24 protein-coding genes and 1 riboswitch are annotated in these 24,331 nt (G+C 70.9%); of the genes, 9 read left to right on the top strand and 15 right to left on the bottom strand.

Features of this window, described 5'->3' with window-relative positions; all coding sequences use genetic code 11:
• The first annotated feature begins 111 nt into the window (after positions 1-111).
• Positions 112-756: a hypothetical protein gene (locus ABZ845_RS12630; RefSeq protein WP_360977107.1), complete on the top strand. Its 645-nt coding sequence runs from the start codon at positions 112-114 to the stop codon at positions 754-756.
• Positions 757-838: 82 nt separating this feature from the next.
• A complete protein-coding gene (locus ABZ845_RS12625) occupies positions 839-1,954 on the top strand; it encodes a GNAT family N-acetyltransferase (protein ID WP_360977104.1) in 1,116 nt (371 codons plus the stop codon).
• Here the strand turns inward: ABZ845_RS12625 and ABZ845_RS12620 are convergent.
• Together ABZ845_RS12620 and ABZ845_RS12615 are read right to left on the bottom strand one after the other, a co-directional pair.
• Positions 1,936-2,259 carry a DUF4031 domain-containing protein gene (locus ABZ845_RS12620; RefSeq protein ID WP_360977101.1) on the bottom strand — a complete coding sequence of 108 codons (324 nt, stop codon included), beginning with the start codon at positions 2,257-2,259 and terminating at the stop codon, positions 1,936-1,938. The two genes, ABZ845_RS12625 and ABZ845_RS12620, sit on opposite strands and share 19 nt — an antisense overlap.
• Positions 2,256-2,639 (bottom strand): hypothetical protein, encoded by a 384-nt coding sequence (locus ABZ845_RS12615; protein ID WP_360977098.1) that lies wholly within the window; start codon positions 2,637-2,639, stop codon positions 2,256-2,258. Before ABZ845_RS12615 ends, ABZ845_RS12620 begins: the two co-directional genes overlap by 4 nt.
• Before the next feature lie 68 nt (positions 2,640-2,707).
• Between ABZ845_RS12615 and ABZ845_RS12610 the strand changes: the two genes are divergently transcribed.
• A complete protein-coding gene (locus ABZ845_RS12610) occupies positions 2,708-3,682 on the top strand; it encodes a MurR/RpiR family transcriptional regulator (protein WP_360977095.1) in 975 nt (324 codons plus the stop codon).
• Here the strand turns inward: ABZ845_RS12610 and ABZ845_RS12605 are convergent.
• Together ABZ845_RS12605 and ABZ845_RS12600 are read right to left on the bottom strand one after the other, a co-directional pair.
• Positions 3,672-4,580: an oxidoreductase gene (locus ABZ845_RS12605; protein ID WP_360977092.1), complete on the bottom strand. Its 909-nt coding sequence runs from the start codon at positions 4,578-4,580 to the stop codon at positions 3,672-3,674. The two genes, ABZ845_RS12610 and ABZ845_RS12605, sit on opposite strands and share 11 nt — an antisense overlap.
• Positions 4,581-4,718: 138 nt before the next feature.
• The gene (locus ABZ845_RS12600; RefSeq protein WP_360977089.1) at positions 4,719-5,219 is read right to left on the bottom strand and encodes a cupin domain-containing protein; all 501 of its coding nucleotides are present in this window, start codon (positions 5,217-5,219) and stop codon (positions 4,719-4,721) included.
• A 145-nt stretch (positions 5,220-5,364) separates the two neighbouring features.
• Here ABZ845_RS12600 and ABZ845_RS12595 point away from each other — a divergent pair, with 145 nt between their 5' ends.
• The gene (locus ABZ845_RS12595; protein ID WP_360977086.1) at positions 5,365-6,150 is read left to right on the top strand and encodes an alpha/beta fold hydrolase; all 786 of its coding nucleotides are present in this window, start codon (positions 5,365-5,367) and stop codon (positions 6,148-6,150) included.
• Positions 6,151-6,213: 63 nt separating this feature from the next.
• Here ABZ845_RS12595 and ABZ845_RS12590 read toward each other — a convergent pair whose 3' ends face one another.
• The 5 genes from ABZ845_RS12590 to thrC form a co-directional block, all read right to left on the bottom strand.
• Positions 6,214-7,344, bottom strand: coding sequence for an NADH:flavin oxidoreductase (locus tag ABZ845_RS12590; RefSeq protein ID WP_360977083.1), 1,131 nt, complete (start codon positions 7,342-7,344; stop codon positions 6,214-6,216).
• 207 nt (positions 7,345-7,551) lie between these two features.
• On the bottom strand, positions 7,552-9,174 hold the full coding sequence (groL, locus tag ABZ845_RS12585; RefSeq protein ID WP_360977080.1) for a chaperonin GroEL: 1,623 nt from the start codon (positions 9,172-9,174) through the stop codon (positions 7,552-7,554).
• A gap of 416 nt (positions 9,175-9,590) precedes the next feature.
• Positions 9,591-9,794 (bottom strand): cold-shock protein, encoded by a 204-nt coding sequence (locus ABZ845_RS12580; protein WP_009339379.1) that lies wholly within the window; start codon positions 9,792-9,794, stop codon positions 9,591-9,593.
• Between the two features lie 463 nt (positions 9,795-10,257).
• Positions 10,258-10,533, bottom strand: coding sequence for a MoaD/ThiS family protein (locus tag ABZ845_RS12575; protein WP_360977077.1), 276 nt, complete (start codon positions 10,531-10,533; stop codon positions 10,258-10,260).
• A gap of 54 nt (positions 10,534-10,587) precedes the next feature.
• Positions 10,588-11,868, bottom strand: a complete 1,281-nt coding sequence (gene thrC, locus ABZ845_RS12570; RefSeq protein WP_360977074.1) for a threonine synthase — start codon at positions 11,866-11,868, stop codon at positions 10,588-10,590.
• 18 nt (positions 11,869-11,886) lie between these two features.
• A riboswitch (SAM riboswitch) is annotated at positions 11,887-12,037 on the bottom strand.
• Between the two features lie 141 nt (positions 12,038-12,178).
• Between thrC and ABZ845_RS12565 the strand changes: the two genes are divergently transcribed.
• Both ABZ845_RS12565 and ABZ845_RS12560 read left to right on the top strand, forming a co-directional pair.
• Positions 12,179-13,123, top strand: coding sequence for a glucosyl-3-phosphoglycerate synthase (locus tag ABZ845_RS12565; protein WP_360977499.1), 945 nt, complete (start codon positions 12,179-12,181; stop codon positions 13,121-13,123).
• A gap of 59 nt (positions 13,124-13,182) precedes the next feature.
• Positions 13,183-14,619: a trehalose-6-phosphate synthase gene (locus ABZ845_RS12560; RefSeq protein WP_360977071.1), complete on the top strand. Its 1,437-nt coding sequence runs from the start codon at positions 13,183-13,185 to the stop codon at positions 14,617-14,619.
• 34 nt (positions 14,620-14,653) lie between these two features.
• Here the strand turns inward: ABZ845_RS12560 and otsB are convergent, their stop codons facing one another.
• From otsB to ABZ845_RS12545, 3 genes are all read right to left on the bottom strand, one after another.
• Positions 14,654-15,526: a trehalose-phosphatase gene (gene otsB / locus ABZ845_RS12555; RefSeq protein WP_360977069.1), complete on the bottom strand. Its 873-nt coding sequence runs from the start codon at positions 15,524-15,526 to the stop codon at positions 14,654-14,656.
• Between the two features lie 55 nt (positions 15,527-15,581).
• Positions 15,582-15,809, bottom strand: a complete 228-nt coding sequence (locus ABZ845_RS12550) for a DUF3263 domain-containing protein (RefSeq protein ID WP_360977066.1) — start codon at positions 15,807-15,809, stop codon at positions 15,582-15,584.
• A 65-nt stretch (positions 15,810-15,874) separates the two neighbouring features.
• Positions 15,875-17,125, bottom strand: a complete 1,251-nt coding sequence (locus ABZ845_RS12545; protein WP_360977496.1) for an extracellular solute-binding protein — start codon at positions 17,123-17,125, stop codon at positions 15,875-15,877.
• Between the two features lie 174 nt (positions 17,126-17,299).
• Here ABZ845_RS12545 and ABZ845_RS12540 point away from each other — a divergent pair, with 174 nt between their 5' ends.
• The 3 genes from ABZ845_RS12540 to ABZ845_RS12530 all read left to right on the top strand — a co-directional run bounded on the left by ABZ845_RS12540 (position 17,300) and on the right by ABZ845_RS12530 (position 20,560).
• Entirely contained in the window at positions 17,300-18,310 is a 1,011-nt protein-coding gene (locus ABZ845_RS12540) for an ROK family protein (RefSeq protein WP_360977063.1), read from the top strand.
• Entirely contained in the window at positions 18,310-19,491 is a 1,182-nt protein-coding gene (gene nagA / locus ABZ845_RS12535; protein ID WP_360977059.1) for an N-acetylglucosamine-6-phosphate deacetylase, read from the top strand. The genes ABZ845_RS12540 and nagA overlap by 1 nt, the downstream gene beginning before the upstream one ends.
• Before the next feature lie 139 nt (positions 19,492-19,630).
• On the top strand, positions 19,631-20,560 hold the full coding sequence (locus ABZ845_RS12530; RefSeq protein ID WP_360977056.1) for a 1-phosphofructokinase family hexose kinase: 930 nt from the start codon (positions 19,631-19,633) through the stop codon (positions 20,558-20,560).
• 66 nt (positions 20,561-20,626) lie between these two features.
• Here ABZ845_RS12530 and ABZ845_RS12525 read toward each other — a convergent pair whose 3' ends face one another.
• The 3 genes from ABZ845_RS12525 to cdgB form a co-directional block, all read right to left on the bottom strand.
• Complete coding sequence (locus ABZ845_RS12525; protein ID WP_360977053.1) at positions 20,627-20,959, bottom strand: peptidase inhibitor family I36 protein; 333 nt, start codon at positions 20,957-20,959, stop codon at positions 20,627-20,629.
• Between the two features lie 89 nt (positions 20,960-21,048).
• Positions 21,049-22,008, bottom strand: a complete 960-nt coding sequence (locus ABZ845_RS12520) for a CBM35 domain-containing protein (RefSeq protein ID WP_360977051.1) — start codon at positions 22,006-22,008, stop codon at positions 21,049-21,051.
• A gap of 128 nt (positions 22,009-22,136) precedes the next feature.
• Entirely contained in the window at positions 22,137-23,816 is a 1,680-nt protein-coding gene (gene cdgB / locus ABZ845_RS12515) for a diguanylate cyclase CdgB (protein WP_360977048.1), read from the bottom strand.
• Positions 23,817-24,331 lie beyond the last annotated feature (515 nt).

Below are 24,331 nucleotides of genomic sequence, written 5' to 3'. Positions count from 1 at the left end.
TTCGCCCCGTCGCGCATCCGGGGCCGCCGCGTCCCGCGCCTCTCGGCACCCCGCGCAAGGCCCGCATAGCATCGTGCCCATGACAGCCCCGTCGTTCACGGAGATCACCGCATGACCGACCTCGACGCACTGCGTTCCCGCTGGGTGCGTGCCCTGCTCGCGGTCCGGGAGGACGAGTGCTTCCCCGACCCGTACCGGTACGCCGACGACCTGCTGCGCCGCTGGTCGGAGCCGCAGCGCCGCTACCACACGGTCGAGCATCTGGCTGCGGTCCTCGATCACATCGATGTGCTCGAGGAGTACGCGGACGACCCGGACGCGGTACGTCTCGCCGCATGGTTCCACGACGCGGTCTATCTGCCGGACCGCTCGACGAACGAGGAGCGCTCGGCGCGGCTGGCCGAACGCGCGCTTCCCGAGGCGGGGGTGGCGCAGGGCACGACCGGCGAGGTCGCCCGGCTGGTGCGGCTCACGGTCGGTCACGCCCCGGAGCCCGGCGACGCCAACGGCGCCGTCCTGTGCGACGCCGACCTGGCGATCCTCGCCGCGCCCCCGCACGCGTACGCCGCGTACACGGCGGCGGTCCGCCAGGAGTACGGCTTCGTCCCGGACGAGGCGTTCCGCGTCGGCCGCGCCGCCGTGCTGCGGCAACTCCTCGACCTGCCCGGTCTGTTCCGCACGCCGTACGGGCGGCGGGAGTGGGAGGCCACGGCCCGCTGGAACCTCGCCGCCGAACTGGAACTGCTCGGCGCCTGAACGGCGTTCGGGACGCAGCCGCCGTCGCACTCGACCGGAAACCCGGTGGGGACGAGCGCACTCGGCGGCATATCCTCGCCGCATGCGAAGCATGGACGGGGAACAGGTGACCAAAGCCGTCACGGGTGCCGTGGCGGCGTTGCGGGCGGGCGGGGACCAGGACTGGAGCGAGGTGATCGCTGGCCGCCTGGAGTGGACCTGCCTCCGTACGGCCGAGCATCTCACGGGCGCCCTCTGCGGGTACGCGGGGCAGTTGACGGCACGCGCCCGGGACGCACGGGTGCCCTTGTACACCACGCTGCGGGACGGCGTCGACCACGAGGGAATCCTGCAGTCGATCGAGACGGCAGCGGTCCTGCTCGCCACCGTCATCGCCGCCACGCCCCGCGAGGTGCGCGGCTTCCACCCCCTCCCCTTCCGCAGCGCGAACCGTGAGGGGTTCGCCGCGATGGCCGTCACCGAAATCGTGCTGCACACGCACGACATGGCCGAGGGCCTGGGCATCGCGTACGAGCCCGAAGCCGAGCTGTGCGAGGACGTCCTGACGCGGCTCTTCCCGCATGTGCGCCCCGGCCCCGACCACTGGCGCACCCTGCTGTGGGCCACCGGGCGCGGCGATCTGCCGGGACACGCCCCGGTGACCAGCTGGCGCTGGAGCAACAACCTGGTGATCCCCACCGAACGGCTCACCCTTCAGGGCATCACACCTGCGGCCGCCATGGATCTGCGGCAAGGCGGCTCGGGCGGCTTCGAGTGGCTCGACGGCAGCCCCTACGAGGGCACACGCGACGCCGCCGGAATGCTGGTGAAGGCGTACGAGTCCGGGGTGCACCGGCCGGAGTGGGGCATGTTCGCGCTCGTACGCTCCGAGGACGGCCGCGCGGTCGGGGCCATCGGCTTCCACGGCACCCCCGACGAGGAGGAACGCGCCGAGATCGGCTACGACCTGGTGGAAGGCGCCCGTGGCCACGGCTATGCGACCGAGGCGCTGTGTGCGCTGGCGGATTGGGCGATGACCGGGGACGGCGGCGAGGACGACGCGACGTACGGCTTCGGGTTCGGCGCCAAGCACAGCGTGAAGGAACTCCTCGCGACCGTCGAGCGGACGAACATTCCCTCGCAGCGCGTGGTCGAGAGGGCCGGATTCGCCCAGGTGGGTGAGGGCCAGGGGACGTACGCCTACGCGCTGCGCCCCTGAGCCCGGGGGCGGCCGGCCTCCCGTCCACCGGCTCCGCCGGTCGCCGCCCACTGCTTGCGCCTGCGCAGTCCCGACGCGTGCAGCAGCCGCACCACCTCGCGGCTGCCGACCGCGACCGCCCCGGCCCGCACCGCGTCGGCGTACCGGTGGGAGGACAGGTCGTAGTGGTCGCGGTCGAAGGCGCGGCGCGGCACGTCCAGCCTCGCGGCGAACGCGTGCAGTTCGTCGTACGAGACATCGCTGATCAGATGCGACCACATCCGGCCGTGGCCGGGCCAGGAGGGCGGGTCGATGTAGATCGTCACGAGGAGGGCATCCCGCCCGTCGCCCGCCCGAGCGCACCCACCGCCGCGACCTTCACCCCCGCCTTCGTACACACCCAGTGCGGGTCGGGCCCCAGTTCCGGCTCCACGTCGAGGGCGTGCGGATCGCCGGAGCCGCAGACGGGGCACAGCGGCCAGCGCCCGTAGCGCTCCAGCAGGGCGTCCTGGACGTCCTGGGCGACCAGTCCCGCCACGTAGTGCGCGCCTTCGGGCCACTGTTCGACCCACCAGCGGCGCTGGGTGACCGAGTCCTCGACCAGCGACACGACGTCCGCCTCGGCGACGTCCCCCGCGACCAGGTCGGCCAGCACGAGGGCGCGAGCGGCGTGCAGGGCCTGCTCCATGGGGCTGATGGGGTCCATGCCCCCATTGTGCGCACTCTTGACCGGACGGCCGAGCGGAAAATATCTTTCACGGTGTGCCTCGTGACATGAAGAAAACTTCCGCAGGGTCGGCCCGCCCTCGCACGGGCCCTCGCACCGGCCCTCAGGCAGGCCCCAAAGCGAGCCCCGGGACGCCGCCCGCACCCGCCGCGCTCGCCGCGAAGGTGCGGACCCTCGCGCCCTCCATGACCCGGTCCATGCAGCGCGTCGCCGAGACCGTCGCCGGTGACCCTGCCGGGTGCGCCGCGCTCACGGTCACCGGGCTGGCCGAGCTGACCGGCACCAGCGAGGCCACCGTCGTCCGCACGGCCCGCCTTCTCGGCTACGCCGGCTACCGCGACCTCAGGCTCGCCCTCGCGGGCCTCGCCGCCCAGCAGCAGTCGGGCCGCTCCCCAGCCGTCACCGCCGACATCGCGGTGGACGATCCCCTCGCCGATGTCGTCGCGAAGCTCGCCTACGACGAGCAGCAGACCCTCGCCGACACGGCGGCCGGACTCGACACCGTGCAGCTCGACGCCGCCGTGACCGCGCTCGCCGCCGCCCGCCGCGTCGACGTCTACGGCATCGGCGCCTCCGGCCTCGTCGCTCAGGACCTGGTCCAGAAGCTGCTGCGGATAGGACGCATAGCCCACGCGCACAGCGACCCGCACCTCGCGGTCACCAACGCCGTGCAACTGCGCGCCAAGGACGTGGCGATCGCGATCACGCACTCCGGGTCCACGGGCGATGTCATCGAACCGCTGCGGGCCGCCTTCGAGCACGGCGCGACGACCATCGCCGTCACCGGCAGCCCGGACGGTCCGGTGACGCAGTACGCCGACCACATCCTCACCACGTCCACGGCACGCGAGAGCGAGCTGCGCCCGGCGGCGATGTCCTCCCGCACGAGCCAACTGCTGGTGGTGGACTGCCTGTTCGTGGGAGTGGCCCAACGGACGTACGAGACCGCCGGGCCCGCCCTTTCCGCGTCCTACGAGGCCTTGGCGCATCGCCACCATCCGCGCGGCGCGGCTAGGGGCTGAGCGTTGCTCGCCCTCCGGACAGGTGCGCCATCTCCTGCTCGGTCAGCCGCAGTGCGCCCGCCGCCACGTTCTCGGCCAGATGGTCCGGGTCGCCGGTGCCCGGGATGACCAGCAGGTGCGCGCCTCGCTGAAGCGTCCAGGCCAGCCGGACCTGCGCGGGCGACGCGCCGTGCGCGCGGGCGACGGCGAGTATCTCCTGGCTCTCGCTCCCGGTCGCTCCCGTCGCACGCCCGTCACCGGCGACGGAGAAGAACGGCACGACCGCGATGCCCTGCGCACCGCAGTCCCGCACCAGTAGCTCCTCGTCCTCACGCGCGTCGATTCCATAGCGGTTCTGCACGCACACCACCGGTGCGATCGCCCGGGCTTCGGCAAGGTGATGCGGCCGGATGCCGGAGACCCCGAGATGCCGGATGAGACCGGCACCGCGCAGTTCGGCGAGGGCCCCGAAGTGCTCCGCGATGGAGTCCTGGCCGTCCATGACGCGCAGGTTGACCAGGTCGAGGTGGTCACGTCCCAGTTGGCGCAGGTTCTCTTCCACCTGACCGCGCAGCTCGTCGGGCCGGGCGGGGGCGCTCCACCCGCCCGAGGCATCCCGCCCCGGTCCGACCTTGGTGGCGATGACGAGGTCGTCCGGGTAGGGCGACAGCGCCGAGTTGATCAGCTCATTGGCGGAGCGGAGCTGCGAGAAGTAGAAGGCCGCGGTGTCGATGTGGTTGACCCCGAGTGCGACGGCCTGCCGCAGGACCCCCAGCACGCGGTCGCGGTCGCTGGGGGTGCCGCGGTGGAAGGGTGCGCTCCCGGTCAGCCGCATGGCACCGAAGCCGATCCGGTTGACCCTCATGTCGCCGAGCAGCCAGGTGCCCGCGACCGCCGCGGATGCCGTCTGCGCCGTCATGCTGCAATGTCCCCCTCAACCTAGCGCCATGATCCATGAGTTGGCGCGGTCATGGACTATGCACGGGCGGCAGCCCCCGGGGGAAGGCGCGGAGCGTGGGGCGAACGTCATAGCGAGAAGGGGAACGCCCGGGCCCCGTCAGACGTTGTCACTGATGTCCGGGGCCACCTGGTAGGAGCTGGTCCGGTAACGGCCGCGGAACTCGGCCAGCAGCTCATCGGTCGCCACGGCTCCGGCGCTCACGGCGGCATGGACGTCGCGGAAGTAGTTCTCGTACCCGGCCGGGGTGTAGAGGCACAGGGCGCGTGCGGGGACCGTCCCCGCGTTGCGGAAACCGTGCGGGGTGCCGCGGGTCGCGGCGAGCAGATCACCGGGACCGGCCGTCACCTCGCCGTCCCCGTTGTGCAGGGTCAACTCCCCTTCCAGAACGTAGAAGTACTCGTCGTGCCCCTCGTGCACATGCGGTCTGGCACCGATGGTTCCGGGGGCGAGACCGAACTCCTCGAAGGCGAAGTGCCCGCCCGTGTGCTCGCCGGTGAGCCGGAAGAAGTGCGCGACACCGGCGACGTCTATGAGCTCACCGTCCGCGGGGCGGCGCAGCAGCGGACGGGCGGGGATCCTGGACTGGTCATCGGTCATGGCGCATTGTGACCCGGGACAGTGACCTTCATCGCTTCAATATCGGCGTGGGCGGAGGGTGGCGCCGGCTCCCTCCCGCTCCCGGAGCCCGGAAGCGTTCCCTTAATGGCTGGCCGATGCGCTGTGACCCTGGGAGCATCCGCACATGCTCGTACTCCACGATGATCTCGGACACCTTTCCTACGACATGACCGGCGACGGCCCGCCCGTCGTGCTCGTGCACGCCGGGGTGGCCGATCACCGCATGTGGGACGCGGTCGTGCCCGCTCTCGCGGAACGTCACACCGTCATCCGGTACGACCTGCGCGGCTTCGGCGAGTCCGCGCTCCCGGCCGGCCCGTTCCGCGAGACCGACGACCTGCGCCGCCTGATGGACCACCTCGGCCACGAACGCGTACGGCTGGTGGGCGCGTCCTGGGGTGGCCGCGTGGCCCTGGACTTCACGCTCACCCACCCGGACCGGGTGCACTCGCTGGCGATGCTCGCCGCGCCCTGGCCTCGTTACCACTGGTCCGAGGACATGATCGCGTACGACGAGGCCGAGACGGCGGCGCTGGACGCCGGCGACCTGGACGCCGCCGTACGCATCAACCTGGACATGTGGCTGCGCGGGCCTGCTCGCGACTGGGACGACGTGGCCGACGGACTGGCCGACCGGCTCCGCGGCCCGCTGCGGACATCGCTGGTGAACCAAGCCACCGTCGGGCAGCACTCCCAGGGTCCCGCGACCGGCGACCTGGCCGCCGTCTCCGTCCCCACGCTGGTGGGCGTCGGCAAGCTGGACGTCGCCGACTTCCAGGACATCGCCCGCCGCTACGCCGCCGGGATCCCCGACGCCACCCTGGTCGAGTTCGCCACCGCCGCCCACCTCATCGCGATGGACATGCCCGCCGAACTGGGCGCGGAACTGCGCTCGTTCCTCGCCCGTTGAAGCCGGGAGCTTCGGAGCCCGGACGGGCCACGGCCGTGGGGGACGTCCGAGTGGGGCCCGCCGTCAGTACAGGCTCTTCATCGCCGCCGCGTCGTACGGCTTCAGCTCCTCGTAGCGGTCGGCCAGTACCTTCGCCGCCCACTCCGGGTCCTGAAGCAGGGCACGGCCGATCGCGACCATGTCGAACTCGTCGCGCTCCATGCGGTCCAGGAGGTCGTCGATGCCCTTGATCGAGGCACCTTCGCCCATGAACGACTTGATGAACTCGCCGTCCAGGCCCACCGAGCCGACGGTGATGACCTGCTTGCCGGTCAGCTTCTTCGTCCAGCCCGCGAGGTTGAGGTCCGAGCCCTCGAACTCCGGGAGCCAGTAGCGGCGGGTGGAGGCGTGGAAGACGTCGACGCCGGCCGCGGCCAGCGGGGCCAGGATCGCCTCCAGCTCCTCGGGGCTCTCGGCGAGCCGGGCGTCGTAGGCCTCCTGCTTCCACTGCGAGTAGCGGAAGATGACCGGGAAATCCGGGGACACTGCCTCGCGTACGGCGGCCACGATCTCCGCGCCGAACTTCGTACGGGCCACCGGGTCGCCGCCGTACGCGTCGCCGCGGCGGTTGGTGCCCTCCCACAGGAACTGGTCCACGAGGTAGCCATGGGCGCCGTGGATCTCCACACCGTCGAAACCGATGCGCTCGGCGTCGGCCGCGGCCCGGGCGAACGCGCCGATCACGGCATCCAGGTCGGCCCGGTCCATGGCCTTGCCGGTGGCCTCGTCGGCGCCGATGCGCAGGCCCGAGGGGCCGACGGCGGGGGCGTCGGAGAACGGCGGCTGGCCCTGCTTGCGCACCATGCCGATGTGCCACAGCTGCGGAACGATCGTGCCGCCCGCCGCGTGCACCGCCTCGGCGACCTTCGCCCAGCCCGCCAGCTGCTCCTCGCCGTGGAAGCGGGGCACACGGTCGCTCTGGCCCGCCGAGTCGTGGCCCACGTACGTGCCCTCGGTGACGATCAGACCGACACCGGCGGCGGCCCGGCGGGCGTAGTACGCCCGCACGTCCTCACCGGGGATGCCGCCCGGGGAGAACATACGGGTCATCGGGGCCATCGCGATCCGGTTCGGGACCGTGAGGCCGTTGAGGGTGATCGGCCGGGACAGGACGCGGGCCGCGCGGGAGGCGGATTCCGAGGCGGTGACGGTCATATGGGGGGCTCCTTGTCGGTGGCTCTGCCCGGGGCACGCGGCTAACCGGTTGGTATGTGCGTATGCATTGTTGCATCGCATAAAACAACTGTCACCGGGCACCCCGTATTCCTCCCCCCGCACCCCGGATACGCCCGAGGGCGGCACCCCCCGTTGTCGGGGAGTGCCGCCCTCGGTCCGAAGGACGGTCGATCAACCAGGGGTCGATCAGAAGTCCATGTCACCGCCCGGCATGCCGCCACCGGCAGGCGCGGCGGCCTTCTCCGGCTTGTCGGCGATGACGGCCTCGGTGGTGAGGAACAGCGCGGCGATGGAGGCGGCGTTCTGCAGCGCGGAACGGGTCACCTTCGCCGGGTCGATGATGCCTTCCTTGACCAGGTCGACGTACTCGCCGGTCGCGGCGTTCAGGCCGTGGCCCGGGGTCAGGTTGCGCACCTTCTCCACCACGACGCCGCCCTCGAGGCCGGCGTTGACGGCGATCTGCTTCAGCGGGGCCTCGAGCGCCAGCTTGACGGCGGCGGCACCGGTGGCCTCGTCGCCCTCCAGCTCCAGCTTCTCGAAGACCTGGGAGGCCTGGAGCAGGGCCACGCCACCACCGGCGACGATGCCCTCCTCGACGGCCGCCTTCGCGTTGCGGACGGCGTCCTCGATGCGGTGCTTGCGCTCCTTGAGCTCGACCTCGGTGGCGGCACCGGCCTTGATGACGGCCACGCCGCCGGCCAGCTTCGCCAGACGCTCCTGGAGCTTCTCGCGGTCGTAGTCCGAGTCGCTGTTCTCGATCTCGGCGCGGATCTGGTTCACGCGGCCCGCGACCTGGTCGGCGGAGCCGGAGCCGTCGACGATGGTGGTCTCGTCCTTGGTGATGACGACCTTGCGGGCGCGGCCCAGGAGGTCCAGGGTCGCGTTCTCCAGCTTGAGGCCGACCTCCTCGGAGATGACCTCGCCGCCCGTGAGGATGGCGATGTCGCCGAGCATGGCCTTGCGGCGGTCACCGAAGCCCGGGGCCTTGACGGCGACGGACTTGAAGGTGCCGCGGATCTTGTTGACGACCAGGGTCGACAGGGCCTCGCCCTCGACGTCCTCGGCGATGATCAGCAGCGGCTTGCCCGACTGCATGACCTTCTCGAGGAGCGGGAGCAGGTCCTTGACCGAGGAGATCTTCTGGTTGGCGATCAGGATGTACGGGTCGTCGAGGACGGCCTCCATACGCTCCATGTCGGTGGCGAAGTACGCCGAGATGTAGCCCTTGTCGAAGCGCATGCCCTCGGTGAGCTCCAGCTCGAGACCGAAGGTCTGCGACTCCTCGACGGTGATGACGCCTTCCTTGCCGACCTTGTCCATGGCCTCGGCGATCAGCTCGCCGATCTGGGTGTCAGCAGCGGAGATGGAGGCCGTGGAAGCGATCTGCTCCTTGGTCTCGACGTCCTTCGCCTGCTCGAGCAGGGCGGCGGAGACGGCCTCGACGGCCTTCTCGATACCGCGCTTGAGGGCCATCGGGTTGGCGCCGGCGGCGACGTTGCGCAGGCCCTCGCGGACCAGCGCCTGGGCGAGAACGGTCGCGGTGGTCGTACCGTCACCGGCGACGTCGTCCGTCTTCTTGGCGACTTCCTTGACCAGCTCGGCGCCGATCTTCTCGTACGGGTCCTCGAGCTCGATCTCCTTGGCGATGGACACACCATCGTTGGTGATCGTGGGGGCGCCCCACTTCTTCTCGAGGACGACGTTGCGGCCCTTGGGGCCGAGCGTCACCTTGACGGCGTCCGCGAGCTGGTTCATGCCGCGCTCGAGGCCGCGCCGCGCCTCCTCGTCGAACGCGATGATCTTGGCCATGTGAAGTGGTCCCTCCAGGACTGGGGGTGATTCCTTCGGACCGCGCCCGCGCCCGCGACGGACGGCCCCGGCCGGAGGTTCCCTGCCCCACCCGGTCCAACGGCCTCACCGACCCGGTCCTTCTTTGTCACTCTCACCTTCAGAGTGCTAACGCCAATGATTAGCACTCGCCCCTGCCGAGTGCAAGCGGCTACCGCGGATCGCGTGGTGAACAAAGGAGCATGATCCGCAGGTGGGCCTGACGATGCGCCCCTGACGAACCGCCCGTGGACACCCCGCCCCGGACGGGTTCCGGAACAGGCCCGCACGGGCCCCCGGACGCGCCCGCACAGGCTCCGGGGCAGACCGAGGGGCTCGCACCCCTATGGGATACGAGCCCCTCGACACGTCGAACAGTTCAGTCGTCGGCGCGCAACTCAACCGGCCAGACGGACCATGTCCGCCTGCGGCCCCTTCTGACCCTGCGAGATCTCGAACTCGACCCGCTGGCCCTCTTCGAGGGTGCGGTAACCGTCCATCTGGATCGCGCTGTAGTGGACGAAAACATCCGCACCACCGTCGACCGCGATGAAGCCGTACCCCTTCTCCGCGTTGAACCACTTGACGGTGCCCTGAGCCATGCCTAACTCCCCTATTACTGGCCCTTGCACAGATCCACACTTCGCGGATCCGGGTCAGACCTCACCCCCCAAACGGTTGGGGGCGTGCGCCGGAACGCGTCGACCGCGGCTGAATGTATCTGTCCAACTGCCGTCTGCAACAGGTCAATCGGACGAGAATTCCGGGCACGACCGATCGGAAATGTACGAACAATGCACGTAAATTCAGGGCAAGTCGGACCCGGCAAAAGGGGTGATCGGCGCAAATATCCCGCACACTTTGGCTACTTCTTGGCGGGGAGAAGGCATGACGCCAGGGTGTTCGATAGGGAAAACCCCGCGTGGTACCCCAACTGTATCGCGCTCAACCACACAGAATTGCCCCCTCCACTTCTCAAGCGGAGGAGGCAATTCGGTGAACTCTCCGTTACCTGCGTTACCGAGGGTAATTTTCCCGCGGATGAGCGGTCTTCGATCGCCGCCGTCAGCCGCCCGCGACCGCCGGGATGATGGAGACGCCCACGCCGTCCGGAGTGGCGGTCTCCAGGCCCTGCTCGAAGCGGACGTCGTCGTCGTTGACGTACACGTTGACGAAACGGCGCAGCTTGCCCTGATCGTCCAGGACGCGGGCGGCGATCCCGGTGTGGTTCTTCTCCAGATCGGCGATGACCTCGGCGAGGGTGGCGCCCTCGGCGGGCACCTCGGCCTGGCCGCCGGTGTAGGTGCGCAGGATGGTGGGGATGCGGACGGTGACGCTCATGGGGTGTGGCCTCCGGTCGGGGTACGGCTGGCGGGGGGTGGGCGAGCGGACGGCTCAGGCGAGCCCGGCCTCGCGGAAGGAGTCGAGGTTCGGGCGGATCGTGGCGGTCAGCCCCGTGCCCGCCACCGCGTCCAGGGTCTTGAGACCGTCACCGGTGTTCAGCACGACCGTCGACTTCGCCGGGTCGAGCACACCGTTCTCGATCAGCTTGCGGGTCACGCCGACCGTCACACCGCCGGCCGTCTCCGCGAAGATGCCCTCGGTGCGGGCGAGCAGCTTGATGGCGTCCACGATCTGCGCGTCCGTCACATCCTCCACCGCGCCACCGGTACGGCGGGCGATGTCGAGGACATAGGGGCCGTCCGCCGGGTTCCCGATCGCCAGCGACTTGGCGATGGTGTCCGGCTTCTGCGGCCTCACCACGTCATGCCCCGCCTTGAACGCGGCCGACACCGGCGAGCAGCCCTCGGCCTGCGCACCGAAGATCTTGTACGGCTTGTCCTCGACGAGACCGAGCGCGACCAGCTCCCGCAGACCCTTGTCGATCTTCGTCAGCTGCGAACCGGAGGCGATGGGGACCACGATCTGGTCGGGCAGCCGCCAGCCGAGCTGCTCGGCGATCTCGTACGCCAGGGTCTTGGACCCCTCCGCGTAGTACGGGCGGAGGTTGACGTTGACGAAGCCCCAGCCCTCGCCCGCCGGGTCGCCGATCAGCTCGGAGCAGAAGCGGTTCACGTCGTCGTAGTTGCCTTCGATGCCGACGAGCTCACCGCCGTAGACCGCGGCCATGACGACCTTGCCCTGCTCCAGGTCGTGCGGGATGAAGACGCAGGAGCGGAAGCCGGCGCGGGCCGCCGCCGCGCCGACCGCGCCCGCGAGATTGCCGGTGGAGGAGCAGGAGAGCGTGGTGAAGCCGAAGGCGCGCGCCGCCTCCAGGGCCTGGGCGACCACGCGGTCCTTGAAGGAGTGCGTCGGGTTGCCGGAGTCGTCCTTCACCCACAGCCCGCCGGTCACTCCGAGCTCGCGCGCGAGATTGTCGGCCTTGACGAGCTCGGTCCAGCCCGGGTTCAGGTTCGGCTTGCCGGCGACGTCCGCAGGGACGGGCAGCAGCGGCGCGTAGCGCCAGATGTTCGCGGGACCCGCCTCGATCCGCTTGCGCAGCTCCTCGGCGTCGTAGCCCGAGAAGTCGTACGCGATCTCCAGCGGCCCGAAGCACTCCTCGCACGCGAAGACCGGGCCGAGCGGCACCCGGTGGCCGCACTCGCGACAGGAAAGTGCCGCGGCGGGACCGAGATCGACGGAGTTCGTGAAGCTTGCAACAGTCTGCGCAGCCATGTCAGGCGAGGCCCTCTCTCCTCATCTTCCTCACGACGCACCTCGCCGTGAGACGGATTTGGCACCTTCCCTAGCCGGGAGCCTCGCTGCGAGCTGCAAAGACGAGAAACCGGCTGGAGGGTTGCCGGGGCTTCATCGGGCCGTGTCCCTCTGCCCCTCTGGATGAGCGGTATGCGGTTGTGGACGCCGGCGACCCCGGATATGCGATGGTCATCGGCGTTGTTCAAGACTGTAACCGAAGGCCAGGACGGTTGAGATAGTCGTCCGAACCGCGAGACAACGTGAGGAGCCGCTGACTGTGCCGCAGACCGTGCTGGAAGAAGTCGAGCGCTGGCTGGCCACCCGCTCCTGGTCCGTGGCCGATCGCCCCCTCGCCAGGATCCTCGCCGCCAAGCAGCGGACGGGGCAGTCGGTCTCTGTCGTGCTGCCCGCGCTGAACGAGGAGCGGACGGTCGGCGACATCGTCACCGTCATACGCCGCGACCTCGTGGAGCGAGCCCCGCTGGTCGACGAGCTCGTCGTGGTCGACTCGGGGTCGACCGACCGCACCGCCGAGGTCGCCGCGGCCGCGGGGGCCAGGGTCGTCCGCCGCGACGACATCCTGCCCCGCATCCCGGCCGTCCCCGGCAAGGGAGAGGTGCTGTGGCGGTCTCTGCTCGTCACCGGCGGCGACATCGTGTGCTTCATCGACGCGGACCTCAGGGAGTTCTCGTCCGACTTCGTGTCCGGGATCGTGGGCCCGCTGCTCACCGACCCGGGCGTGGACCTGGTGAAGGCGATGTACGACCGGCCGATGGGCGACACGGCCGGCCAGGGCGGGCGCGTCACGGAGCTGATGGCCCGGCCGCTGCTCAACATGCACTGGCCCCGGCTGGCCGGTTTCGTCCAGCCGCTCGGCGGCGAGTACGCGGCCCGCCGCTCCCTGCTGGAACGGCTGCCCTTCCCGGTCGGCTACGGCGTCGAGCTCGGCATGCTGGTCGACGCCCTGCACCTGGTGGGTCTGGACGCCCTGGCACAGGTCGACGTCGGCGTGCGCAAGCACCGGCACCAGGACAGCCAGGCGCTGGGCCGCATGGCCGCCGCGATCTACCGCACCGCGCAGTTGCGTCTGGCCCGCGGCCATCTGGTCCGGCCCGCCCTCACCCAGTTCGAGCGCGGCGAGGAGGGATTCGAGCCGCGGACGTACTCCGTGGACACGGAGGAGAGGCCGCCCATGGCGGAGACAGCGGAGTACGCGGCGCGCAGGGTGGCCTGATCGGCCACTCGTCAGCGCAGAACGTTTGAGCGTTTCCGGGCCGGGCTAGGTTGAGGTCTATGGCTTCCACGCACGGTGCTGAGGTGCTGGTCGCGTCCAATCGCGGCCCGGTTTCGTACGAGGTGCGCGAGGGTGGCGTGCTGCATGCCAAACGGGGCGGCGGCGGGCTGGTCTCGGGCCTGTCGGCCATCGGTCCTGACGCGGACGCGGTGTGGGTGTGCGCCGCGCTGAGCGACGCAGACCGGGAGGCGGTACGGCGCTCGCACGGCGGCCGTCGCCTGTCCGAGGACGCGACCGGCGGGCAGCGGGTGCGGATGCTGGACATCGACGCGACGGTGTTCTCCGACGCGTACAACGGCGTCGCCAACTCCGTGCTGTGGTTCGTGCACCACATGCTGTACCAGACTCCGCTCGAGCCGGTGTTCGACGCGGAGTTCCGCCGCCAGTGGGCGTCGTACGAGGCCTACAACCACGCCTTCGCGCAGGCCCTGGCCGAGGAGGCGGCGCAGGGTGCGGCGGTCCTGATCCAGGACTACCACCTCGCCCTGGCGCCCAGGATGCTCCGCGAGCTCCGCCCCGACCTGCGGATCGGCCATTTCTCGCACACGCCATGGGCGCCCCCGGAGTACTTCCGTCTGCTGCCCGACGACATCGCGGCGCAGGTGCTCGGCGGGATCCTGGGAGCGGACCGGGCGGCGTTCCTCACCCGGCGCTGGGCGGACGCGTTCACGGACTGCTGCCATGCCGTCCTCGGCCCCGGAATCCCCTCGGGCACGCGCATCGGTGTCCATGGGCTCGGAGCGGACGCCGACTTCCTGCGGCGGCGGGCGCACCAGCCGGACGTGGACGAGCGGATGGCGATGCTGCGCGAACAGGTGGGCTCCGCCCCGGACGGCACCGCCCGCAGGACGATCGTGCGGGTGGACCGCACGGAACTGTCGAAGAACATCGTGCGGGGCCTGCTGGCGTACGAGGAACTGCTCGATACGCGTCCCGAGTGGCGCGAGCGCGTCTGCCACATCGCCTTCGCCTACCCCTCCCGCCAGGATCTGGCCGTCTACCGCGACTACACGGCGGAGGTCCAGCGGGTGGCGCAGGAGGTCAACTCCCGCTTCGGCACGCCGGAGTGGACCCCGGTCGTGCTGCATGTGAAGGACGACTTCGCGCGCTCGCTGGCCGCGTACCGGCTGGCCGACGTGGCCCTGGTCAACCCCATCCGGGACGGGATGAACCTGGTCGCCAAGGAGGTGCCGGTGGTCTCCGACGAGGGCTGCGCGCTGGTGCTGTCCCGGGAGGCGGGGGCGTTCGAGGAGCTGGGCGAGGACGCCGTCGCCGTGAACCCGTACGACATCGGGGGCACGGCGGCGGCGCTGCACGAGGCGCTGTCGATGGGGCCGGAGGAGCGCGCGGAGCGTACGAAGCGGCTGGCCGCGCAGGCCACGGCGCTTCCCCCGGCCCGCTGGTTCCTGGATCAGCTGGACGCGCTGGGGGCATGACCTCCGGCTGTCCGCCCGGGTGACGCTTGGCCGGTCACCGGGGTGCGCCGGCGACCCGGCGCGCCAGCGCCTTCAGGAGCCGCACCACTCCCTCCGGGCCGTCCACGACCAGATCCGCCCTCTTGGCCAGCTCCGTGACCTCCTCGCTGCCGCTGCAGACGAGAAGCCCGGGTACACCGTCGGAGCGCAGTTCCTCGACCGCGGCGAAGGCGGGGAGGTCGCCGAGGTCGTCGCCCGCGTACAGGACGGCTCCGGCGCCGGTCTCACGGACGTACTCAATCAGGGCGACACCCTTGTCCATGCCCGGCGGGCGAAGCTCCAGCACCAGGCGGCCCGGTTCGACGATCAGACCGTGCCGGGTCGCCAGGCCGGCGAGGGGTTCGCGCAGGGCCTCGAAGGCGGCCTCCGGGTCGTCGGCGCGGCGGGTGTGTACGGCGACGGAGCGCCCCTTCTCCTCGATCCATGTCCCCTTCCAGGAGCCGATCCGGTCGAGGAGGCCGGGGAGCTCGGCGCGGACGGCGGCGACCCCGGGGTGCGGGGCGGGGGCGTCGACGGTGCCGGAGCGGGCGTTCCAGCGTTCGGCGCCGTAGTGGCCGAGGACCACGAGATGCTCCAGCCCGGCCACGCCCGCGAAGCCGCCGTGGCGGACGGCCACACCGGCGGGGCGGCCGGTGACGACCGCGACGGAGGCGACCCGCGGGGCGATCGCGGCGAGGGCGGGGACCGTGTCGGGGTGGGCGCGGGCCTGGTCGGGGTCGGGGACGATCGGGGCGAGCGTCCCGTCGAAGTCGAAGGCGAGGACGGCCCGACCGGGCCGCGCGAGGATGGCGTCGAGACCGTCACGCCCGGCCGCTGTGGCGGGCGTCGGCAAGGAGTCCATGGATTCGGGTTCCGTATGGCTGCCCATACGACGACCCTATCCACGGGAGGGCGGGCCTACCCCTGCCGCGCGCGCTCGGCTCTCAGCGCTCGGCGCGGCGGGAGTCGCGGACGCGCCGCAGCCGGTTGACGGTGACCGGGGCGTGCGCGAGGGCTCTCGGATCGTCGAGGAGGGCGTTGAGCAGCTGGTAGTACCGGACGGGGGCGAGGCCGAGCTGCTCACGTATCGCCCGCTCCTTGACACCCGGACCGGGAAAACTGCGCCCCTCCAGAGCGAGGACGGCCTCTTCACGAGGCGTGAGTTCTTCCATGGGGGCACGGTAGCCCGGGGGACCGACACCGGCCGCCCGGGCCGGCCCCTGCCTTCAGGCGTCCCTCACTGCCCCGCGGTGTTGTCCGCCGTCACGGCCGCCCGCTGCAACTGGCCCAGGACCGCCCCCGGGCCGGCGTCGGGGCTGACGGCCTGGCCGATCCGCTTCTTGATCTCGGCGCTCACGCCCGCCCACGACCTCTTGCCCACCGGGTACAGCTCCGAGGCCGGCAGTTCCTGGAGGAACGGCCGGAGATCCGCGTCCTGGGAGGATCCCGACATCGTCTGCTGGGCCGAGTCCGTCACCGGCAGCAGGTCGTACTCGCGCGAGAACGCGAGCACGTTCTTCTCGCTGTACGCGTAGTCGAGGAAGTCGCGGATCTGTTCCTTGTGGCCGCCCCGCCTGAACGCCATCATCCAGTCGGTCACGCCCATCGTGGACTTCGCCGGGCCGTTCTCGCCGGGCAGCGGCACCATGCCGAAGTCCACGCCCTTCGCCTTCGCCGTCTTCATGAGCGAGGGGTGCCCGTTCAGCATGCCGACCTCGCCCCGGGTGAAGGCGGCGAAGGCGTCGGCGCGGTTCAGCCGCGCCGGTGCCACCGGACCCGTCAGCCCCTTTGCCACCAGGTCGTCCTTCAGCCAGGTGAAGGTGGCCACGTTCCGCGTGGAGTCGATGTCGTACGAGCCGGAGCCGTCGAGATAGCCGTAGCTGCCGCCGCCGCTGCCGCCGCGGTCTCCGGCGAGCAGCCACTGCATCGTCTCCGCCTGCGCCTCCTCGGGACCCAGCGGCAGCGCGAACGGGAACTTCACGCCCTTGGCCTTCAGCGCCTGCGCGTCCGATGCCAGCTCGCTCCAGGTCGTCGGCGGCTTGATGGCCGCCCGGGAGAACAGCGTCTTGTTGTAGAAGAGCAGCCGCGTGGACGCCGCGAACGGCATGCCGTACTGCACGTTGTTCACTTCCCCCGCGTCGCTCAGCTTCCCGGCGAAGTCCGCCTGCGCGGGGATGGAGAGCACGTCACCGGCCTCGTAGAGCTTCCCCGCCGCCGCGTAGTCCGCGTACGCCCCGATCTGCGCCATGTCCGGTGCCCGGCCCGCGGCGACCATCTCCTTGACCTCGCGGTCGACGTCCTTCCAGGAGTAGACGCTGACATCGACCTTGATCCCCGGGTGCCCTGCCTCGAACCCCTGGACCACCTGGTCCCAGTACTTCTTGGAGCTGTTGGCCGGGGAGTCCCCGTAGTCCGCGGCCACCAGCCGCAGGGTCACATCACCGGAGGCGGAGCCCGGGCCTCCGCAGCCGGCCAGGGCTCCCGTCATTCCCAGTGCGGACACCCCCGCGATGAGACCGTCCCGCCATACCGTCCGACGTGTCCTGCACCGCTGCACCGCCTGCGACCAACCTTGCCGTCTCGCCGAGTTCAACATCGACATAAGGTCTACACCACGGAAGTGGACTAGACCTCTTCCAGGTCCAGGCTTCACACTGTCTCCGTGAAACATGTCATCGCCCTCGACGTGGGCGGCACAGGGATGAAGGCCGCCCTGGTAGGGGCCGGGGGCGAGCTGCTGCACCAGGCGCGCCGGGCCACCGGGCGCGAGCGCGGTCCCGACGCCGTGGTGGAGTCGGTCCTCGGCTTCGCCGCCGAACTGCGCGCCCACGGCGAACGGCACCTCGGAGAGGGCGCGGCCGCCGCCGGGGTCGCCGTCCCCGGCGTGGTCGACGCCGAGCGCGGTATCGCCGCCTACTCGGCCAACCTCGGCTGGCGTGACGTGCCCCTGCGCGACCTGCTCAGCCGCCGCCTCGACGGCGCGCCCGTCGCACTGGGGCACGATGTGCGCACCGGAGGGCTCGCCGAGGGCCGCGTCGGCGCGGGCCGGGGAACGGACCGGTTCCTGTTCGTGCCCCTGGGCACCGGTATCGCGGGCGCCATCGGCATCGAGGGCCGCGTGGAGGCCGGGGCGCACGGCACCGCGGGCGAGATCGGCCATGTCGTCGTGCGGCCGGGCGGGGCGCCGTGTCCGTGCGGTCAGCGCGGCTGTCTGGAGCGGTACGCCTCCGCGGCGGCGGTGAGCGAGGCATGGGCCGAGGCGTCCGGTAGCCCGGGCGCGGACGCGGCGGACTGCGCGAAGGCCGTGGCAGCGGGCGACCCGGACGCCGTACGGGTCTGGCAGGAGGCCGTGGACGCACTGGCCGACGGACTGGTCACCGCGCTCACCCTGCTGGACCCGCGGGCGCTGATCATCGGTGGCGGGCTCGCCGAGGCCGGGGAAACCTTGTTCACACCGCTGCGGGACGCCGTCCGGCGGCGGCTGACCTTCCAGAAGCCGCCCGAGATCGTGCCCGCGGCGCTGGGTGACACCGCCGGATGCCTGGGCGCGGGACTCCTCGCCTGGGACCTCCTCGAATCCACCGGAACCGACCGCGACACCATCGACCACCACTCCGCCGAACCCGGCACCACCGACCCCGGCACCACCGACACCTCGGAGGTAACCACCTGATGGCCCCCAGCAAGGTTCTCGCCGGTGCCCGGGTGGTGCTGCCCACCGGGATCGTGGACGGCGGCAGCGTCGTCGTGGAGGGCACACGGATCGCCGCGCCCTCGCCCAAGGACTCCGGCACGCCCCGTTCAGCGGGCGCCCGCGCCCCGGATGCGGAGACCTTCGATGTACGGGGCCACTGGCTGGTCCCCGGCTTCGTCGACCTCCACAACCACGGCGGCGGCGGCGCGTCCTTCTCCGGCACGGCCGAGGCCGCCCTGACCGCCGTACGCACCCACCGTCTGCACGGCACCACCACCCTCGTCGCCTCGACCGTCACCGACGACATGGACGTCCTGGCCCGGCAGGCCGGACTGCTGTCCGAGCTGGCCGAGCAGGGCGACATCGCCGGCGTCCACTTCGAGGGGCCCTTCATCTCACCGTGCCGCAAGGGCGCCCACTCCGAGGAACTGCTGCGCGACCCGGATCCCGCGGAGGTCCGCAAGCTGATCGACGCGGCACGCGGCCAGGCCCGGATGGTCACGCTCGCCGCCGAACTGCCCGGCGGCACCGACTCGGTGCGCCTGCTCGCCGACCACGGCGTGATCGCGGCGATCGGGCACACGGACGCGACGTACGAGCAGACGGCCGCCGCCATCGAAGCGGGCGCCACGGTCGCCACCCACCTCTTCAACGCGATGCCACAGCTCGCTCATCGCGCGCCCGGCCCCATCGCCGCCCTGCTGGAGGACGAGCGGGTCACGGTCGAACTGATCGACGACGGAACCCATCTGCACCCGGCCGCACTCCAGTTGGCGTTCCATCACGCGGGCGCCGGGCGGGTCGCGCTCATCACGGACGCGATGGACGCGGCGGGCACCGGCGACGGGCGGTACATGCTCGGCCCGCTGGAGGTGGAGGTGACCGACGGCGTGGCGCGCCTGGTGGAGGGCGGTTCGATCGCCGGCTCGACGCTGACCCTGGACCGCGCTTTCCGGCGTGCGGTCACCGTCGACCGGCTGCCCGTGCGGGACGTCGTCACCGCCATCTCGGCCAATCCGGCGAAGCTGCTGGGTGTCTACGACCGGGTGGGCTCCCTGGAGCCCGGCAAGGACGCCGACCTGGTCCTGCTGGACGCCGACTTCGCCCTCAAGGGCGTGATGCGGCGCGGCGAATGGGTTGTTGCTCCACAACTGGACTGATTCATCCACTTGTTGGTGTGTGGCCTGGCGTACGTTCTTGCATAAGGCCTGACATACAGCGGTCGGTCCGGGGGACTGGGCCGACCACCGTTCCGTTTGGCATGATCGGGCCTCCGCACACTTTCGAGGGAGGTCCCGGGTGATCCTGACGGTCACGCTGAACACCGCTCTCGACATGACCTACCGTGTTCCGGCCCTGAGGCCGGGCGCCTCGCACCGGGTGTCCGAGGTGACCGAACGGCCCGGCGGCAAGGGGCTGAACGTGGCCCGGGTGCTCGCCGCGCTCGGCCATGAGGTGACGGCGACGGGTTTCGCGGGCGGGGCGACGGGCCGCTGTCTGCGGGAGCAGCTCGCGGGCACACCCGGCCTGGTGGACGCGCTGGTCCCGGTCGAGGGCGCCACCCGGCGCACCATCGCGGTCGTGGACGGCACGACCGGCGACACCACGCAGCTCAACGAGCCGGGCCCGGTGATAGCACCCGCCGAGTGGTCGGCCTTCGTTTCGTTGTACGGGGATCTGCTGTCCTCGGCCTCGGCGGTCGCCCTGTGCGGCAGCCTGCCCCCGGGGGTCCCGGTGGGCGCGTATGCCCAACTCGTGCGCACCGCACACGCGATGGACGTTCCCGTGCTGCTCGACACGAGCGGGGAGCCGCTGCGCCGTGGAGTCGCCGCCCGCCCCGACATCGTCAAGCCGAACGCCGAGGAACTGGCCGAACTCACCGGCTCCCACGAGCCGTTGCGGGCCACCCGGGACGCCCGGCGGCGCGGCGCCCACGCGGTGGTCGCCTCCCTGGGTGCGCAAGGCCTCCTCGCGGTCACCGCGGAGGGCCGCTGGCGCACCACGCCCCCGGCACGGATGCGCGGGAACCCGACCGGCGCCGGCGACTCGGTGGTGGCGGGCCTTCTGTCGGGCCTCGTGGAACAACTCCCGTGGCCGGACCGCCTGGCCCGCGCCGCCGCCCTGTCCGCGGCGACCGTACTGGCGCCGGTGGCGGGCGAGTTCGACCGGAAGGACTACGAGGAGCTGCTGGGGAGCGTGGCGGTGACGGGCGAGGCCAGCGCGGCGTGAACGGCAAGCGGGTCATGGCCGGTTCTCGTCGCCACGACCCGCTGCACGTTGTTCGACCCGCTCAGGTCATGGGCCCCAGACCCCGACAGCCGCAACAGGCCAGGGCGCGTTCGAGGTGTAGTGCCCCGGCTTGAGGTCGAAGTGGTCGCCGAGGCAGGACGGCTGCCTGTACAGCGTGATGCGGTGCGTGCTCTGGTTGGAGACCGTGCGACCGCCGAACGGGTAGCACCCGGGCGTCGGACGGTTGAGGACGTACTTCGCTCCCCCGAAGTTCGATCCGTTCCACTCGCAAACTGCCCCCGTCGCACAGGTGGACGAGGCGGAGGCCGGCTGCGCGGTGAGTGGCAGGGCTGTCAGCAAGGCCGCTGCTCCGACTACCCCTAAGAGACGTTTCTTCATGTGTGAACTGCTCCCGTTTTGGTCATTCGGTGGTCGCAGTCCAGTTTGGTTGATCCCCCGTCAGTGATCAACGAGATATGCGGCCGGACTCAGCCGTTCTGAAGGTACAACTGGTCGATGTTCGCATTGCATTGATTGCCCGGGTTGCACACGAGCTGGATGGTGTTCGTGCCCTTGGTCAGCTGGACGTTGGCCCAGGTGGTCTGCCAGCCCTTCTCCCAATCGCCCTGCGGAGAGCGGGCGAAGTTGTTCATTTTCAGCGGCTGGGAGTTGGCCTTCCCGTCGACCACCAGCGTCGCGTTGGCGTCCACGCCGGGGATGCCGTAGCGCACATTCAGCCGGTACGTGCCCCCGGTCTCGATGTTGCTGATCGTCCAGGTGACCTTGGCGCCGACCTGATTGAAGCCGGCCACGTAGATCCCGCCGTCCGCGTTGGCCCCCTTCACGTCCGAGGCCAAAGTGGCACCGCCCTCGATGCGCAACGCCTTCGCGTCGATCTTCGGCAGACCCGCGGGAGTGGCGCCACTGCTCGCCGACTGGCTCGGGGAGCTGCTCTGCACGCTCGTCGGGCCGGGACCCGCCTTGTCGTGGCCCTTGCTGTCGCCGGAGCCGCCGTTGATCATCGCGATGCTGATGCCGATCACGACCGCGGCGACCACCGCGACGGCGCCGATCAGCAGCCCCTTGGTGTTGGGTCCACGGCGGCCGGGGCCGTCCTGGCCCGCGCCCGGGGTCTGGCGGGTCGGGGCACCGCCGCCGGGCATGGTCTCGGGCGCGGCGTAGTGCGCGTTCGGCTGGCCGTACGCCTGGCCGTAGGGCGCTTGCTGCTGGGGCACCTGGCCGTAGGCGGCCGTCTGGGTCCCCGGCTGGCCCTGGACCTGCTGCTGGCCGTACTGGCGCTGGCCCACCGCGCGCACTCTGTTGACGGAGCCCGGGTAGCCGTAGCCGCCGGTGGGCGGCTGGGCGCCGTTGGCCTGACCGTCGGCGTAGAGGTAGCCGAACGGGTCGTCGTCCTCGGGCGTGCTCGCGCCGTTGTCGCCGGGCGTCATCCCTAGGTCTCCTCAGCAGGTGCGGGTCAAGATACGTACATGGCTGAATGGCGAGCCTACCCGCTCCTGGAGGTCCAAACAGGCGTTCTCCCCATCACCTATACATTGACCTGACGGTTGACCTGCCGCTATCCCGCGCGCCGATGCTGTTTGGGACGAGATCGTTTCTCTACGTACATCCGCTCGTCGGCGGACTTCAGCACCTCGTCCGCGGTCATACCGCAGTGCGCCCAGCTGATGCCGAAGCTGGCGCCCACCCGCATGGCGCGCCCGTCGAGGCGGATCGGCTGGATGATCTCGTTGCGCAGGCGGACCGCGAGGTCCTGGGCGTCGGCCTTGGCGAGCCCGTCGGCGAGCACGACGAACTCGTCACCGCCGAGCCGGGCGACGGTGTCCCCGTCCCGCACCCCCCGGGTGAGCCGCCCGGCGACCTCGATCAGGACCGCGTCGCCCGCGTTGTGCCCGAAGCGGTCGTTGATCGACTTGAAGCCGTCGAGGTCGCAGAAGAGCACCGCGAGCCCCTTGGTGCCGTCGTCGGTGACGTCGTCGGGAGTGGCGGTGTGCACATGGTGGTCGAAGGTGTCGTACGGCTCCGGGCCCGAGTGGAAGTCGAAACCGTGACCGGCAAGGTCGAGAGCCGCCGGGTGGCCGGTCTCGAATCCTCCGTATCCCCCGTAGGAGTCCATGGAGTCCGCCGCGCCCGGCGGCAGGGAGTGCGGGCGCTGGCAGATGCGGGCGGACAGGCGGGAGCGCAGTTCGGCCGAGTTGGGCAGGCCGGTGAGCGAGTCATGGGAGGCGCGGTGGGCGAGCTGGAGCTCGCGGCGCTTGCGGTCCTCGATGTCCTCGACGTGGGTGAGCAGAAAGCGGGGCCCGTCGGCGGCGTCGGCGACGACGGAGTTGCGCAGGGACACCCAGACGTACGTGCCGTCCCTGCGCCCGAGCCTCAGTTCCGCCCGCCCGCCCTCGGCGGAGGTGCGCAGGAGCGTGCCGATGTCCTCGGGGTGGACGAGGTCGGAGAACGAGTAGCGGCGCATCGCGGAGGAGGGGCGGCCCAGCAGGCGGCACAGCGCGTCGTTGGTGCGCAGGATCCGTCCGTGCTGGTCGCCGCCCATCTCGGCGATGGCCATGCCGGAGGGGGCGTACTCGAAGGCCTGCCGGAAGGATTCCTCACTGGCGCGCAGGGCCTGCTGCTCGCGCTCCAGCCGGACCAGGGCCCGCTGCATGTTGGCCCGCAGCCGGGCGTTGCTGATGGCGATGGCCGCCTGGAACGCGTACATCTGGAGCGCCTCGCGGCCCCAGGCGCCGGGCAGCCGCCCGTTGCGCGGCCGGTCCACGGAGATGACGCCGATGAGCTCGCCGGGCCCGCCCTGGACACCCGGTGTGTACATGGGCGCGAAAAGGCGGTCGGCGGGGTGCCACTCGTCCTCGAAGCGGGGCTCCGGGCCGTCGGTGTGCCACTGCGGCACATCGTCGTCGTCGAGGACCCAGCCCTCGGTGTGCGGTATGAACCGCAGATCGCCCCAGGTCTCGCCCATGCTCAGCCGGCGTTCCCAGGAGAGGCGGGAGCCGACTCGGCCGGTGATGAGCGCCTCGGCCGCGGAGTTCCCGGCGAGGGCGGCGACGACGAGGTCGCCGTCCGGGCGCACGAGGTTGACGGCCGCCATCTCGTAGCCGAGGCCGCTCACGATGCCGTCCGCGACGTTCTGCAGCGTGTCCGCCAGGCTGCGGGCGGTGTTCATGTCCGCCATGACCCGGTGCAGCTGCCGCAGGGTCGCAAGGCGGACATACGGCTCCGACTCGGTCTCCATTCGCCCTCCCCTCGAGATCTCGCGGCAACTCAGGGATGCGTCGGCGTACCACGGCTCCCCGTTTCCCCCGGCGCGCTACTCGGCGTACTCCATGGGTAGCGTCGTGCAGCGTCCCCGCCACTGAATCACAGCGCGCTGCTCACTAGGTACACAGGGTCAACAAAATAAGGCACCTGTGACTCAAGTCACATCGGAACGTGAACAATTGAGTAGGGAATCCGTGATTTCTCTGTGCGTTTAGCGCATGCATTTTGAGGATCCGCATAGATCCTGCGATCACCCCCCGATCACCTATGATCGCCCACGATCACTTACGACCGCTTACGCGCTCCTCGATCTTACGCGCCAACCGGGCCCCGGCCGGGGTGCGTTGAGCTTACGGCGAACTACCGGACGAAGTACCTCCGGGGGTGCCCCGGGTGCCCGTGTGGTGCCTCCCGGGCGCCACCTGGGACCCCTCGGGATCCCGTACGGCCTCCGCCGCTGGTCCTAGGCCCCGGTTCGGGCGCGGGGCC

This window comes from Streptomyces sp. NPDC047022 (assembly GCF_040644155.1).
Taxonomy (GTDB): Bacteria; Actinomycetota; Actinomycetes; order Streptomycetales; family Streptomycetaceae; genus Streptomyces.
Note: the sequence above shows the minus strand (reverse complement) of the source record. Positions and strands in the feature narration are given on the sequence as shown.